This is a genomic window from Shewanella gelidii, from assembly GCF_014647855.1.
In the GTDB taxonomy this organism is placed as follows: Bacteria; Pseudomonadota; Gammaproteobacteria; order Enterobacterales; family Shewanellaceae; genus Shewanella; species Shewanella gelidii.
Window position 1 is genome coordinate 465,543 of the sequence record NZ_BMPZ01000003.1, and the last position, 16,783, is coordinate 482,325.

Genomic DNA, 16,783 nt, shown 5'->3' on the forward strand with positions numbered 1-16,783 from the left:
TGTTGATCCCCTCTGGTCGGGTGTGGGCGAAGCGCCACGACCTTCTCGGCCGCAAGGCCGCATTCCAATCAATTTGGCAATTTGAAAGCCATGACTTCAAATCAACCTATTGCCTGCCGCAGGCTTTTGTATCCATATCCCCAAGGTGACGCCGCAAGTACATCCATATGGGCTTGGCGATGCCCCCCCCTTCGAAGCTGCCGCAGGGCGCTGAAGAAAATAGCGTAAGCTCAGCATGGATGCTGAGCTAATTTTCGGGGTATATGGAAATACCATCGGAAATGTTAGCTAATTTCGAATAAGCACTAGGAAAGACAACTTCGCAATGGGGCGTTGAGGGTTTGCAAAGGGGTACAAACGCTTTACCCTTTTGCTCAGGTGTGGGCGAAGCGCCACGACTTTGGTTGGCCGCGAGGCCAAAAGAAACGGGAAAGGGTCATTTGAAGGCCACAAATTCAACCCAAATCTGAGACATAAAAAAGCCGGCGTTAATGCCGGCTTTTGGATTGAATGGTTACTTGATTAGTTTGTTGCTAACCCCGTTATACCGCTGACTGGAAAATCACTTCTTCAGCTTTCTTGGTATAAGACTCTAGCTCATCAAAGTTGAGGTAACGGTAGGTGTCTGCCGCTGTGGCATCCAACTCTTTCGCATACTCTTGATACTCAGATGGCGATGGTAGACGGCCAAGTAATGCAGCAACCGCCGCAAGCTCAGCAGAAGCTAAGTAAACATTGGCACCTGTGCCTAAACGGTTCGGGAAGTTACGCGTAGAAGTCGAAACCACTGTCGCACCTTCAGCAACACGCGCTTGGTTACCCATACACAGAGAACAGCCAGGAGTTTCGATACGTGCACCTAAACGTCCGAAGATGCCGTAGTAACCTTCTTCAGTCAGCATGTCTTTATCCATTTTGGTTGGTGGAGCAACCCACAAACGCGTTGGTAAAGTTTTGGCAAACTTATCGAGCATCTTACCCGTCGCACGGAAGTGACCAATGTTAGTCATACAAGAGCCAACGAAGACTTCATCAATCTTAGTTTCTTGCACAGAAGACAGTAGCACTGCATCATCTGGATCGTTCGGCGCACAAAGGATTGGCTCTTTAATATCATTCAAGTCAATCTCAATAACTTCGGCGTACTCTGCGTCCGCATCAGCTTCCATTAACTCAGGGTTTTCTAACCACTCTTGCATCGCAGTGATACGACGCTCAATGGTACGGCGGTCGCCATATCCTTCAGCTATCATCCACTTCAGCATGACGATATTAGAATTCAAGTATTCAATGACGGGTTCTTTATCAAGCTTAATTGTACAACCAGCAGCACTTCGCTCTGCCGATGCATCAGAAAGCTCAAACGCTTGCTCAACTTTGAGTTGCTCTAGGCCCTCAATTTCAAGAACTCGTCCCGAGAAGGCATTGATCTTACCTTGCTTCTCAACCGTCAAAAGTCCCATCTCAATCGCTTTCAGAGGAATCGAGTGAACCAAATCGCGTAACGTAATACCCGGCTGCATTTCACCTTTGAAACGAACCAAGATAGATTCAGGCATATCCAGCGGCATAACACCGGTTGCAGCAGCAAATGCAACTAAACCGGAACCTGCAGGGAACGAAATCCCGAGAGGGAAACGAGTATGCGAGTCACCACCTGTACCCACAGTATCAGGCAATAACATGCGATTTAACCAAGAGTGAATAACACCATCGCCTGGACGCAGCGATACACCGCCACGGTTCATAATAAAATCAGGTAACGTGTGATGAGTATTTACATCCACAGGTTTAGGGTAAGCCGATGTATGACAGAAAGATTGCATCGTTAAGTCAGCACTAAAGCCCAAACACGCTAAATCTTTAAGCTCATCACGAGTCATCGGCCCCGTCGTATCTTGCGATCCAACAGATGTCATTTTCGGTTCGCAGTATTGACCCGGACGAATACCCGTTACGCCACATGCCTTACCCACCATTTTTTGCGCTAATGTATACCCTTTGCCGGTATCTGCGACATCTTGTGGGCGAACAAACTCAGTTGACGCCTCAAGACCTAACACTTCACGAGCTCTATCAGTCAAACCGCGACCAATAATCAATGGAATACGGCCACCAGCACGGACTTCGTCCATCAATACGTCAGTTTTCAGAGCAAACTCTGAGATCACTTCTTCGCTACCGTGACGTTTCACCGCACCTTCATATGGATAAATATCAATCACATCACCCATATTCATTTTGCTAACATCGAGCTCAATTGGCAGTGCACCAGCATCTTCCATGGTGTTGAAGAAAATCGGGGCAATTTTTCCACCGAGACAGAATCCACCACCACGCTTATTCGGTACATTCGGGATATCATCGCCCATAAACCACAATACGGAGTTGGTTGCTGATTTGCGCGAAGAACCAGTACCCACAACGTCACCCACGTATACGAGTGGGAAACCTTGTTCTTTTAAGCTTTCAATCTTTTTAATTGGGCCAATAGCGCCCGCTTCATCAGGCTCAATGCCATCGCGAGCATTCTTGAGCATAGCTAGTGCATGTAATGGGATATCTGGACGTGACCATGCATCTGGTGCAGGAGATAAGTCATCAGTGTTAGTCTCACCCGTCACTTTAAATACAGTCAGGGAGATCTTGTCAGCTAGCTTAGGACGGTTCAGGAACCACTCTGCATTTGCCCACGAATGAACAACTTGTTTGGCGTAGTCGTTACCTGCATTCATTTTTTCGACGACATCATGGAACGCGTCAAACATTAATAATGTTTTAGATAATGCAGTCACGGCAAGTGGAGCATGTGCTTCAACATCTAACTGCGCAATCAAAGGGTCGATGTTATAACCGCCCTGCATGGTCCCCAAGAGTTCAACTGCGCGCGCAGCGGAAACAATGCTCGAACTCACTTCACCTTTCGCCAACGCATCTAAGAAACCTGCTTTAACATAAGCAGCTTCATCAACACCCGGTGGAATACGATTTTCTAGCAAGTCGAGAATAAAAGACTCTTCGCCTGCTGGAGGATTTTTTACGAGTTCTATAAGATCAGCCACTTGGGTGGCATCGAGTGGCTTAGGGACAATACCCTGTGCTTCACGTTCAGCGACGTGTTTACGATATGCTTCTAGCACGACAACATTCCTCTTTGTTTTAGCGGCGCTCTTATGATGTAACTGCGCTTCTTCCCAATTGAAGGATACAGTCCGGCAGGGGCGACCTGATTTTCCAGACCGCAGTATACTACAGCTTGGCAATAGTATGAATTAGATCACACTCTGGTATAAAAGAAATCACGAGCCAATTTGGATATAGGCCGTAGACTATGCTTTTGAACTGCTGTTTAAAATTAGACAATAGTGTGAAAGCAGAAAAAATAACTATTTTTACAGTTAGTTATATCCGAGTCTCTAATCTAATATGAATGGACAACTAGCGCCATACTCAAAATCAAATAGTCACTATAACTCTGACAAATGATAAGCTAATAATCATTCATAAAAATAATAATGAATGGCATTATTGAATATATTTCACGCAACAATATGACTCTTTTATGCAGATATCTAAAATTGAAGCCGTCATCTTCGACATGGATGGCGTACTTATTGACTCAGAACCCAGTTGGCAACAAGCCGAGCTAGAAGTGTTTAATGCTCTGGGTCTAAACTTAACGCTTGCAGACACCAAACAAACGACTGGACTCAGGATTGATCAAGTGGTGAGCTATTGGCACCAACGCCGCCCGTGGGCCAACTACAATAATAGCGAAACAACTCAACAAATCTCAGAGCGAATGGTCGCAACGATTTTACAATCAGGAACGCCTTTAAAAGGGGTTTTGCAGGCTTTAGCGGCATGCAAGCAAACCAAACTCAAAATCGGGCTAGCCACCTCTTCACCTCAATGCATTTTAGAGGCCGTCTTAACGCGTCTAGATATTCGCCAGCATTTTGATGCCATTGAATCCGCAGAGGGGCTTCGCTATGGCAAGCCTCACCCTGAGGTCTATTTAAACTGTGCGGCACAGCTAAATATAGAACCCCACCTCTGCTTAGCAATTGAAGATTCTTATCATGGCTTGATTTCTGCCAGAGCAGCGAACATGCAAACCATTGTCATCCCAGCGCCTGAAGACCGGGGGCAAGCCCGCTGGGTTCTCGCTCATGCAGAACTCAACGACTTAGATGAACTTGCAACCCAGCTGCTGAATAAAAGCTAAGTTTCAACACACAAATAAGCCCGTGCAAGCAATATTCAAACAAAAAAAGCCCATCAATTGATGGGCTTTTTCATGCTTAAAACGTACTACCAGATTTTTACGCGATCTTCAGGTGACAAATACATTGCATCACCTTCTTTCAACTCAAACGCTTCATAAAACGCTGGAATATTCCGTGGTGTTCCCATTGCTCTGAAATGGCTTGGCGAATGAGAATCCGTCAATAAACGGCGACCCAACTCTTCATCACGGTAATTTCGACGCCATACTTGCGACCAACCCACAAACAAGCGCTGCTCAGCCGTCAAACCATCAAGCACTGGAGCCGGCTGGCCATTCAAGCTGAGTTGGTAAGATCTCGCTGCAACCGTTAAGCCACCCAAGTCACCAATGTTTTCACCTAAGGTTAAATCACCGTTAACAAAGCGTCCCGGTAACGCTTCATATTTAGCATATTGTGCAGACAACTTCGCACCACGCTTTTTAAACTCTTCGCGGTCTTTATCTGACCACCAGTTTCGCAAGTTACCATCACCATCATATTTGGCACCCTGATCATCAAAACCATGACTGATTTCATGGCCAATCACAGCGCCGATACCACCGTAGTTCACTGCATCATCAGCATCCATATTGAAAAATGGTGGCTGTAAGATTGCTGCTGGGAACACAATTTCATTGTTTACAGGGCTATAGTATGCATTTACTGTTTGCGGCGTCATATGCCACTCGGTACGGTCAATCGGTTTACCGAGCTTATCAAGCATGCCTTGATACTCAAACTGGGCATAACGTTGGTAGTTACCCACCAAATCATCCGCTTGAATCGTCAGACCACTATAGTCTTTCCATTTGTCTGGGTAGCCAATTTTATAAGTAAACTTAGATAACTTTTCTTGTGCTGCCACCTTCGTTTCCGGTGTCATCCACTCAAGCTCATTGATGCTAACTTCAAAGCCCTTAATTAGATTTTGAATCATGGTTTCCATACGTGCTTTCGCTTCGGGTTTGAAGTTACGTTTCACGTATTCAATACCCACGATTTCACCAATCACTTGGTCGGCAGCATCAACCGCTTTTTTCCAACGCGGAGATTGCTCTTTCACACCTTTCAGGCGCGTGCCATGGAAAGCAAAATTGAGATCGACAAAATCTTTGCTCAGTAACTCAGCGTAGTTATCAACCACATGGAAAGCTAAGTAATCTTGCCAAGCGGCTAAAGGGAATTGATCAAACTGTTGACCAAACTTCTCAAGGAATGATGGCTGACGAACAATGACTTCTTGAACGTTTTGCATGCCCGCAGCTTTAGCAAACTGTTCTAAATTAAACCCACCCAACAGTTGCTGGAGCGCTTGCACGTCCATTTTATTGTAACTCTTATTGGCATCGCGAGATTCAACGCGACTCCATTGGCTCTGCGCTAAAAACTTCTCTACTTTCGCAACATTTTTGGCTGCGCGTTGCGGCTGCTCATAACCAGCAAGCGTCATCACATCGGTAATATAGGCAACCATCGCCTCACGGTTTCCGACAAACTTCGCATCATCTTTTAAGTAATAATCTCTATCTGGCAGCGTCAGACCTGACTGATAGAAATACACACCATACTGGCTTGAGTTTTTAGCATCATTGTTGACATAGAAACCAAAAGGCATGCTCGTGCCACTGGTTAATAACTCACCCATAAGTGACGCAATTTTATCGTGGCTCTTGGCACTGGCAATCGACTGTAACTGCTGACTCAGTGGTGTCACACCCAGTTGCTCAAGCTTTTCAGTGTTCATATAACTTGCATAGAAGTCACCGACCTTTTGCTCGCTTGAACCATCGACTTTGCCAGATTTTGCGGCAGCTTCTTCAATAATTGTCCGCAATGAGTTCTGGCTGCGCTCGTAGAGCACACTAAATGCACCATAATTTGATTTGTCGGCCGGAATTGGCGTATTAGCGAGCCACTTGCCATTCACGCTATAATAGAAGTCATCTTGGTGGCGTACTTGATGGTCAAAATTCTCCAGTTCAATACCAGAGCTCATAGCTGCTTGTGCCGTTAGTGCTTTGTCTGCGTCACTCGTGCTGCACGCCGCAAGGCCTAGGCTCAAGGCTATACCCAGAGCAAGTGTGCTTACTTTTTTCATGATGATCCCAATTCCTTGTATCAATAGGCTTAGATTTAACCCGACAAGTTACCAATACTCAGAGCATTGCTACAGAGCAAATTTGTAAATGGATATGAACTTTGTGATTTTTTCTGGGGGCTTTAGCACCTATAAGTGCCAGCCCCCGTACGACGGGAATTTAAAAATTCTTACCAATAAACAGATAGAAGGTTCGTTCACCATCATCTGATGCACCAATACCGAGTGCCGCAGGACCAAGGTCTGTATCCGTTCCTAGGTACAAACTACCAGCATAAATCAAATCATTAAATGCGATATCATCGCGATCAATCCACACGTTACCGGCCTCAATACTCCCCCCGAGATACAGTGGATAATCCGTCATTCCCAATACACTCCGGCCCAAATCATATTGATAAATAAATGCACCAAAAGCTTTGTGATTTCCGGCTAATGAGTCTTTGTGATAACCAGATAGATTCAGAAAACCACCAAGCTCAGAGACATGCGTGGTTGCCAGCTTATCTTTTTCTAACGTTGCATAGGATGCCTTCCCAACAAACGCATGGTTACCAAGGCTTAATGCGCCTTTCCAGTTTGCTTCAATAAGCCAAGTATACTCAGGTTCATATCCGACAAAGTCGTGAAAATCTTCCTTAATTAAATAGGTATCAATGGTGATCCGACGACCATCCGTAGGGAAGTTGATGCTATTTAAACTATCAAAACCAAAGCGGAAATAGGCGCCTTTAGATTTAAAGTCAACATCCGTTGCCAAGATTGCATCATTAGAAATCGCGCCCTCCTCAGCAATGACACCAAACTCAATCATTCCCTGACGCGTGTAGTTCACCCCCAAACCGAGCTCAACAGAATGGGTTTCTTTATCAAGCTCAAAAACCAAATTATTGTCTTCATCGAAGTAGTCCCAGTTATCAATTTCAAATTGATATCTAGCTTTCACAAAAAATAATTGGTCTAAGTCTAACGGTTGGTAAAACTCTGTCGCGAGTACTTTTTCAAACCCCATTTTAAGTTCGCTACGCCACTCACCCCCGGTCTTTGTTAAATCCGTGAGAGTGTAAGCGACATCCAGCGTCACTGCAGAATCCAGGGTAAAGTCATCCTCCCAACTAAAACCAACTTCGAAGTAGTTCGGTCCCCAGGATTTCGCTTTGGTCGTGACCTCTAATATTCGCCCTTTCTGGGTATCGACAAATTCAGCATCTACTCGCTCAAATTTATCAAGTGCATACAATTGATTGATTGCAGCATCCAGCAGCTGTGTATCCACCACTTGTCCCGGCTTAATATCTAAAGATTCGCGAATTAAGCTCTCACCCACTTTTGAGTCATTGTTTAATACCACATCAACGATTGGCCGATCGATCTGGCGCAACCATGCAAGGCTCTTTGCTTGTTTTTGTTGCAGATAAGCTTGGTACTCCGATTCACTCAAGCTAAAGTCTTTTAATCGCGTGAGGTGGAGATTTGCAGCTTCTACGCCTAAAGGAAAGGCAATGGGCATGATAGAGAAGTCTGTAGTGCTTAAGTCATCAATTTGTGGGCGGATCAAAATATCATGCTCAGTGAGCAGTAGCTTCTGCCGGTCAGAACTAGCATTAGTCAACATAGTCGAAAGTTGATCTAACACAGCAAGTGCACTATTCAATTTATCTTTGTTGACCAACGGCGAGCCAATATCGACCGCAATGATAATATCCGCGCCCATTCCCTTAACGACGTCAATCGGTATGTTATTGGCGATTCCGCCATCCACCAACAACTTGCCATCAATTTGTGCAGGCTGAAGTGCTGCAGGAACGGTCGCAGAAGCCTGCATCGCACTCACAATGCTGCCATTGTTGAGGATGACTGCGTGACTGGTTTCTAGATCCGTAGCTACGGCTCGGTAAGGAATTGCGAGCTCGTCAAAGTGGCCAAATTGCTGCACTAGATCGGTAGACTTTCGCAATAATTGCGACATGGTTTGCCCGCGTAATAAACCACTTGGCGTTTTTAGCTCTCCTTCGCTATAGCCAATATCTATTGGGATATTATATTGATCGCGTTTTTGCTTATCTCGAAAGGTCAGCGCCTCACGCGCAATAGTATCGGAATAGCCTTGGCTCCAATCAATACCAAGCATGATAGCCTCTAACTCGGTAGCGCTATAACCAAGAGCATACATACCACCAACATAGGCACCAATACTCGTGCCAGCTATATAATCAACCGGTATGCGATGCTGCTCCAAAACTTGAAGCACGCCAACATGCGCAGCCCCTTTCGCACCACCACCACTTAAAACTAAACCAATTTTAGGTCGCTGATTTGCCTGCGTTCCTGGCATCGATTGCGTATAAACCTGCGCCAATCGCTCAGACGAAGTATCCTTCTGAGCTTGTACAGAAAGAGGGAAACCTAAGAAAAGAGTAAAAAGAAGTGCTCGTATCATTGCCAGTTCATTTTATTTGAATGCGCCAAGTTGCTGCGCATTCTAACAAAAAATCTACATTAGTGGTCAGTAATCGAGCTTTTGTTCCATATATTGCTGCATTGCTACGTGTGGTAATGGTTTGGAGAAATAATATCCTTGTATCACAGAGCAACCGCGCTCAAAAACTTGTTCCAACTGTTCTTGTGTTTCCACACCTTCCGCAACAACATCCATTTTCAGGTGTCGAGCCAACTCAATAATACTGCTGACTATCGCCTGATCAGTAGCGCTATGGGCTAGATTAATTAAAAACGAACGATCAATCTTCAATGTATCAACTTCAAACTGACTCAAATAAGCAAGGGACGAATAGCCAGTGCCAAAATCATCGATCGCTACCGAGATGCCAAGCTGCTTTAGCGCTTTTAGATGAGATCGGGCAACATGCAACTCTTTCATCAACACGCCTTCTGTAATTTCTAAACAAAGCATCTGCTTCGGCATCTGCGTCGCTTCCAACACCTGCTGTATATCTGCCACGAAATTGGCCTGCCTAAAATGAACCGCAGAGATATTAATTGAGAGTTTAAACGCTTGTTGAGTGCGTTGAGACCAGAGCGCACCTTGACGACAAGCTTGCTGCAGTACCCAATGCTCGATTTCTAATATCAAGCCGCAGCCCTCTGCAACACCGATGAATATATCAGGGCGAATATAACCATCAATTGGATGCTTCCAACGAATCAGTGCTTCCATACCGACCAAGGTTTCACCCTGCTCAATATCAATTTGCGGTTGATAATGCAGCTCAAATTCATTTCGTTCGATGGCTTTGCGTAAATCTGCTTCTAATCGTAAATGATACAAAGCTTCTTCATTGCGTTCAGATGAGTAATATTGGAAGTTTCCGCGACCTTCATCTTTTGCATGATACATGGCCAAGTCGGCGTTTTTGATGAGCCCCTCAGAGCTTCTTGCATCATCAGGAAAAATACTAATTCCGATACTTGTTGAAATATGAAATTCGCGACCAAAGAGCTCAAACGGCTCGAGAAATTGCGCCAATATTCGCTCTGCTAAATGGTTTATTTTATCCAAATCATCGGCATGATTGGCCAAAATCACAAACTCATCTCCACCAAACCGGCACAAAGCCTGTTCATGCCCAATACAATGCTGTAATCGAGCAGAGGCCTCCATCAAAAGCGCATCCCCCATGCCATGACCAAAGGAGTCATTTACATGTTTAAACCTGTCTAAGTCCAAGAATAAAAGAGCCAATTTCTGATGGGATTCTTGAGCTTCATGAATTGACAGCTTCAAGTGCTCGCTAAAAGCAGAGCGATTGATCAACCCGGTCAGCACATCATGATTGGCAAGACGTCGTAGATTTGCTTCATGCACCTTACGCTCAGTAATATCAGAAAATACCACCACATAATTTTTTAGCTTATTGCGATGACCGCGCATAACTGAAATATTGAGCCAAACAGGACAAGGTTCAAACGTTTTCTGGCACAATACTGATTGTTCACCCGTCCACGAATCTTTACCAGATAATAGCTGCATCACTTCATCGGAACTCACATGCCCTTTGCACACCAGCTCTGAGAAAAAGTGCTGTTTAAGTTGTTCTTTATCCAGACCAAGAATCTTTTCAGCTGCGGCATTGGCCACTTGAATTCGCTCATTCGCATCTAAAATAAGCACCCCTTCCGTGGTGTTGCCAAAGGCTTGCGCCAATAGGCTCACTTCGCTTTCTAAAGTGCGCTGCACTGTGACATCACTATAAATCCCTGCCACACGCTGAAATGTTCCCGTTTTTGGATGCACATCAACTGGACTTCCTTTCACCCGAAGCCAGCGCCAGTCTAGCCCTTCAATACGAAAGCGATACTCTTCATCAAATCGGTCGACTTCCCCTTGAATCAGCTTTTGCCAAGCTTGATTCACCCGCTCTCGGTCACTTGGGTGGATGGGGAGAGCATCTAGGGTTGAAATGATTTTGTCATTTGGAGTTTCCAAAACCCCGCTGCGATTATCCAGCTGTAATACGTCGGTTTGACGATCCCATTCCCACAGATCAGAGTCGCTCCCTTTGAGTGATTGTCTCAATCGCTGATCACTTTCCGTTAGCGCCGTGTTTATTCGCTGAAATCGTGTGACTCGGCGCTTGCGATTCCATGCAACCATATAAATGACACCGATCACCCACAGGATAACCATCAACTTAAATAGTCGGCTTTGCCACCAGTGTTGATCAACTTGAAAAGGGAATGAAAACGGCTCTGTTTGCCATACACCATGGCGCAAACTCAGCACGTCAAGGGTATAGTGGCCCGCGGTCAAGCCGGAGAAATTAACCTGAGATTGTCCCTCTAATGCTAAATACTTCATCTCACTTGAGTCACCTGGCCGGCGAATTCGATATTTGAGTTTTAAAGGTGCATCATTTAAATAATCAAAGTTAGATAACTGAAAGCTGATCATCTTGGCATCGGGCGCGACCCGCTTTAGCCTTTCAGGAACGAGATATACATCGGTATCATGTTCAAAGTAAACCGCAATAGACTCTAATACGATGCCACGACTTGGAATACGATTAGTTAACGTATGCATGTCAAGAAGCATGGCGCCATCGGGAGTCCCCACATATAAACCTTTTTCGGGGGCGTAATATACAGCGCCTTCATTCAGCTCATTCCCGATGAGACCATCGGCTTGCGAAACCACAATCACACCACCTGTGTCCTCATCGAGCCGAACAATACTGCTATCGCAACCGATCAACGTATAGGTTGGCGTCCTTTCAAAAAAGTAGATGGCACCACATTCTTCATTCCATTGACCTCGAACCTCACGAAATTCATCCGAAGCAATATCAAACTCAACCACGCCCTGCTGACCCGTCCCCAACCAGAGCTTGCCCGGTTTGGGCTCAATGATTTGGCTAATGGTTGCAAGTTTGCCGTTGAGGGCATTCGACAAGGGTTGCGCGTAAAACGCCCCATCTTCTTGTATATGTCCAAACAGGAATTCACCTGCTACCCAAAATGTTCCCGAGCTATCTCTAAACATTGAGTTAATGTTCAAAGGCTTGTTACTCCCATCAACTCTGTAGGTCTGCATAAGTTGTGGTGCCAGCATGCCCGGCTGCCAGTAAAATAATTGATCGTAGGTTGCAAACCAGATGCGCCCTTCAATCATTGGATCTTGATAACTGTTGTATATCGCTTGCAACTCTAAAGAGCTTTGCCCCCCAGCCCAACTCGAAAAGCGTTGTGACTTGCTATTCTTCTTGTGAATCACATACAAGCCATTGGTCGTCGAAATCAGCAGGTGCTCATCATCTAACGGGTCAATTTTATAAACGCTATCGTTCAGCTCTAGATCTGCAATGATGACTGGCTGTGAGCGCCGTAGCGCTTGATCCACCTTAACGACTCCGCCATCGGTCCCTAGCCACACATCATTTTCTTCTGCGTAAATACTCCAAACAACTTCATTACCGATATAGTAGGGCGGCAGGTTATCCATAGTTGCCAATAAAAAATCGGGTGGCAAGGTTAATACAGCGATCCCATCACCGGCGCCGCCAACCCAAACTAAACCTTCTGCAGTGATACTAATATCGGTCACATATTCTATGTCTGCACGCTGTTTTAATGTTTGTTGGTATGAATTGAGAACACGCGTCTGTGGCGACCAATGCAATAACCCAGATCGCCCCGCTAACCATAAGTTATGTTCGTCATCCTCTTGAATTGTAGACAGATAGAAAGGTAACTCCTCAATTCGTTGAACCTCCCAGTTATCCGTCGCAATTTGGAATAGACCTTCACTTGAAGTAACCCAGACGCGCAGAAGTGAATCCTGATAGACCTGTTTCACATGACCAAATTCAGCTTGCCATGGCACTGCTTGGATAAGTGCACCATTTAACTGTCGCAATTCAATATGGGCTTCATTCGCAATCAGAAGATGACCATTGCTCAGTAACTGCATGGTATCGAAATTTTGGCCGGTTTGAGGTATTAATGTTGCGAGATCGGTTAGGGTTTTATCTTTGATGGATAGCGCTTGTAGTTCGCCACTGTAACTCAGGAGCAGTAACGTATCAGCATCTAAGCGTGCGTGATCGGCGAGCCCAGAAGCTTGAAAATGAGGGAAAAGTTCAGGAGTACCAAATTCAGTAAAAGTATTGGAATAGATGTTGTAGAGATAAAGGTTTGTGTAACTGCCAATAAGTAAGTTTTCTTTATCAATGTTAATCACGTGAGTAATATAGTCATCACTCACAAGTGCTTTTGAACCCACTTTATCTACGCGACGGATTTTCTCGTTACTGACTCGGTATAGGCCTTGCTCTGTCGCGACCCAAACAAAGCCAAGCGTATCAAAACTGATGTCATTGATGGTCGTGTTGCCCAGCCCATCTTTGAGCGTGAAGACCCTTTTTACAATATCGTCTGCTGAAGCTGCAGCGCAGAGCCACACCATGCATAACAAAATGAAAAAATGAAAAAATCTTGCAACTCGACCCATAGATACGACCAATGATTCCCCTGCTTTAAAGATATCAGTTCATACAAAACTTGCATGACTAACTTGGCATTTCCCAAATAAAAAAGGTGCTCAAATTGAGCACCTTTTCTGCATTTTGTCTATCTCTTCGACTGAGTATATCTCAGCTTGCAAGATTACTTTTTCTTTTTAGCCTTTGGATTTGGCAGATCAGTAATAGAGCCTTCATAGATCTCCGCAGCTAAACCAACAGACTCATGAAGTGTTGGGTGCGCATGAATTGTCAATGCTAAATCCTCAGCATCACAACCCATCTCAATCGCAAGCCCGATTTCACCCAATAGCTCGCCACCATTCACACCAACAATCGCACCACCGATAACGCGATGAGATTCTTTATCAAAGATAAGTTTGGTCATTCCTTCGCTTGCATCTGAAGCAATTGCACGGCCACTTGCCGCCCAAGGGAAAGTTGCAGTTTCATAAGCAATATCCTGCTCTTTCGCTTCTTTTTCCGTTAAGCCAACCCAAGCAACTTCTGGATCTGTATAGGCGATTGAAGGGATCACTTTTGGATCAAAGTAATGCTTCATGCCTGAAATCACTTCCGCAGCGACATGACCTTCATGCACACCTTTGTGCGCCAACATTGGCTGACCCACAATGTCACCAATCGCAAAGATATTTTGCACGTTGGTACGCATTTGTTTATCAACATTGATGAAACCGCGCTCATCGATATTTACACCCGCCTTTTCAGCATCGATCGACTTACCATTTGGTGTCCGTCCAATCGCAACAAGCACAGCATCGTAACGAACCGGCTCAGCAGGCGCCTTCTTGCCTTCCATCGATACGTAAATACCATCTTCTTTCGCTTCAACAGCGGTCACTTTGGTTTCTAGGATCAGATTGAACTTCTTCTTCACTTGCTTGGTGAAGATGCGAACCACATCTTTATCAGCCGCAGGAATGACTTGATCGAACATTTCAACCACGTCAATTTCGCTACCGAGCGACGAATATACAGTCCCCATTTCTAGACCAATAATGCCGCCACCCATCACCAACAACTTGCCAGGCACTTCTTTGAGTTCTAGAGCGTCAGTTGAATCCCAAATACGTGGGTCTTCATGCGGAATAAATGGTAACTGGATTGGACGTGAGCCAGCAGCAATAATAGCATGCTCAAAGTGAACGGTTTTGACACCGTCTTCACCTGCAACTTCAATTGTATTTGGCCCTGTAAATTTACCGTAGCCGTTTACCACATCAACTTTACGCATTTTAGACATGCCGCCTAATCCGCCAGTCAATTGGCCAATCACTTTCTCTTTGAAGCTACGTAGTTTATCTAAATCAATTTTTGGCTCACCAAAAACAACGCCATGGTCAGCAACTGTTTTTGCTTCTTCAATCACTTTAGCTACGTGCAATAGAGCTTTAGAAGGGATACAACCTACATTAAGACAAACACCACCCAAAGTACTAAAGCGCTCAACAATCACAGTATCCAAACCGAGATCCGCTGCGCGAAATGCTGCAGAGTAACCAGCAGGACCTGCACCTAATACCACTACCTGAGTTTTGATTTCGTTACTCATGTTTTCCTCTAATTCTTTTTATGGAGCTAAAACAAGACTATGTTTAGCTCAGAATGTCGCCAGCTAAAGAAATTTGACGTCCCCTAGTTTGGCCGCATTTTAACCTGTGTTTGACACAGATCACAATAACATATCGTCTAACTTAGAGATCTGACCGTGATAAAAATGGCTGCCCATGAAGAGCAGCCATTTTCAACTACAAAATCATGGTGCGGATATCGGATAGAATGCTAGATAAGGTGACACTAAAGCGAGCTGCCATTGCACCATCAATGACACGATGATCATATGATAGTGATAGAGGTAACATCAGCTTAGGTTCGAAATCCTTACCGTTCCACTTCGGTTTAATCTCTGATTTAGAAACACCGAGAATCGCTACATCAGGATAGTTCACAATCGGAGTGAAAGCCGTACCACCAATGCCGCCAAGGCTTGAAATGGTAAAACAGCTACCTTGCATATCAACCGCTTTCAACTTGCCATCACGGGCACGAACAGAAATATCCATGAGTTCGCGCGAGAGCTCAACAATGCCTTTTTTGTCAACGTCACGAACAACCGGAACCATCAGTCCATTCGGCGTATCAACCGCGACACCAATATGGAAGTACTTCTTCTGAATCAGCGATTCACCATCAGCGCTTAAGCTTGAATTAAAGACCGGGAATTCAGCCAAAGTTTTAGCAACCGCTTTCATCATGAAGACGAGAGGTGTGATTTTGTAATCAGCCTTTTTCTTCGCTGCAACTTCATTCTGTTGCTTACGGAAAGCTTCAAGCTCGGTAATGTCCGCTTCATCAAACTGCGTCACATGTGGGATCGTCACCCAGTTGCGATGCAAATTAGGTCCAGAAATCTTTTGAATACGGCTCAATGGCACTTCTTCAACTTCACCAAACTTACTGAAGTCAACTTTCGGCGCATCAATAACCTGTAATCCACCTTCACCAGCTGCTGCAGCTGACACTTTCGGGCGAGATAACTCATACTTCACGTATGCTTGAACATCTTCCTTCACGATACGATCTTTACGACCCGTACCTTTCACCAAAGTCAGATCCACGCCAAACTCTCTCGCCAAACGGCGAACGGCTGGCGATGCATGGACAACACCCGTTGTTGGCTGCTTACCCGCGCTTGGATGGTGTGGCACTGGAGGCTTGCTAGCAACAGGGGCTGGTGCCGGAGCACTTGGCGCTGGTGCGCTCGGTGCAGGTGCAGGTGCAGGTGCAGGTGCAGGTGCAGGTGCAGGTGCAGGTGCAGAAGATGTGACTTCAAGAGTAAGGACTAATGAACCTTGAGAAACTTTATCACCGACACTCACTGCAACAGATTGAATAACGCCGGCTTCAGGGGCTGGCACTTCCATCGTCGCTTTGTCAGTTTCCAGAGTAATCAGGCCCGCATCGGCTTCGATTTCTTCGCCGGCAGCAACCAAAACTTCAATGACATCAACATCACTTGCGTCGCCAATATCTGGCACTGCAACTTCGATCACTTGTACCGTTGGCTCTGCAGCTACCGGAGCCGCTTCAACCACTGGCGCAGCGGGTTCTGCAGCAGGAGCAGGTGCTTGAGCCGCTGGAGCTGGAGCAGTCTCTTCAGGTGCTGCAGCCGCTGATTCAGCAGACATCATGGCAATGAGATGCCCCTCGGCGATGGTATCACCAACCGCGACTTTCAACTCAGCAAGCTTTCCCGCAAATGGTGCCGGGATATCCATGGTCGCTTTATCACTTTCAACAGTAATAATGGACTCTTCAGCTTCTAGTGCATCACCTACAGCCACACAAATTTCGATAACTTGTACTTCATCCCCACCGATATCAGGGACCAAAACTTCTTTTAATTCAGCCATTTT

The 16,783-nt window shown here is 45.4% G+C and carries 7 protein-coding genes; 1 reads left to right on the forward strand and 6 read right to left on the reverse strand.

The genetic code is table 11. The annotated features are described in order from the left end of the window. Positions 1-542: 542 nt before the first annotated feature. Positions 543-3,140 carry a bifunctional aconitate hydratase 2/2-methylisocitrate dehydratase gene (acnB, locus tag IEY18_RS09020; protein ID WP_188919935.1) on the reverse strand — a complete coding sequence of 866 codons (2,598 nt, stop codon included), beginning with the start codon at positions 3,138-3,140 and terminating at the stop codon, positions 543-545. Between the two features lie 422 nt (positions 3,141-3,562). On the opposite strand from acnB, the gene hxpB reads away from it, so the two are divergent. Further along, positions 3,563-4,228 (forward strand): hexitol phosphatase HxpB, encoded by a 666-nt coding sequence (gene hxpB / locus IEY18_RS09025; protein WP_188919937.1) that lies wholly within the window; start codon positions 3,563-3,565, stop codon positions 4,226-4,228. A gap of 86 nt (positions 4,229-4,314) precedes the next feature. Here the strand turns inward: hxpB and IEY18_RS09030 are convergent, their stop codons facing one another. The 5 genes from IEY18_RS09030 to aceF form a co-directional block, all read right to left on the reverse strand. Then, positions 4,315-6,369: a M13 family metallopeptidase gene (locus tag IEY18_RS09030; RefSeq protein ID WP_188919938.1), complete on the reverse strand. Its 2,055-nt coding sequence runs from the start codon at positions 6,367-6,369 to the stop codon at positions 4,315-4,317. Positions 6,370-6,529: 160 nt separating this feature from the next. After that, a complete protein-coding gene (locus IEY18_RS09035; RefSeq protein ID WP_188920052.1) occupies positions 6,530-8,704 on the reverse strand; it encodes a patatin-like phospholipase family protein in 2,175 nt (724 codons plus the stop codon). 171 nt (positions 8,705-8,875) lie between these two features. Beyond that, a complete protein-coding gene (locus tag IEY18_RS09040) occupies positions 8,876-13,291 on the reverse strand; it encodes an EAL domain-containing protein (RefSeq protein WP_229779797.1) in 4,416 nt (1,471 codons plus the stop codon). Positions 13,292-13,491: 200 nt separating this feature from the next. Continuing rightward, the gene (gene lpdA / locus IEY18_RS09045) at positions 13,492-14,919 is read right to left on the reverse strand and encodes a dihydrolipoyl dehydrogenase (RefSeq protein ID WP_188919941.1); all 1,428 of its coding nucleotides are present in this window, start codon (positions 14,917-14,919) and stop codon (positions 13,492-13,494) included. Between the two features lie 196 nt (positions 14,920-15,115). Continuing rightward, positions 15,116-16,780: a dihydrolipoyllysine-residue acetyltransferase gene (aceF, locus tag IEY18_RS09050; protein WP_188919943.1), complete on the reverse strand. Its 1,665-nt coding sequence runs from the start codon at positions 16,778-16,780 to the stop codon at positions 15,116-15,118. Positions 16,781-16,783 lie beyond the last annotated feature (3 nt).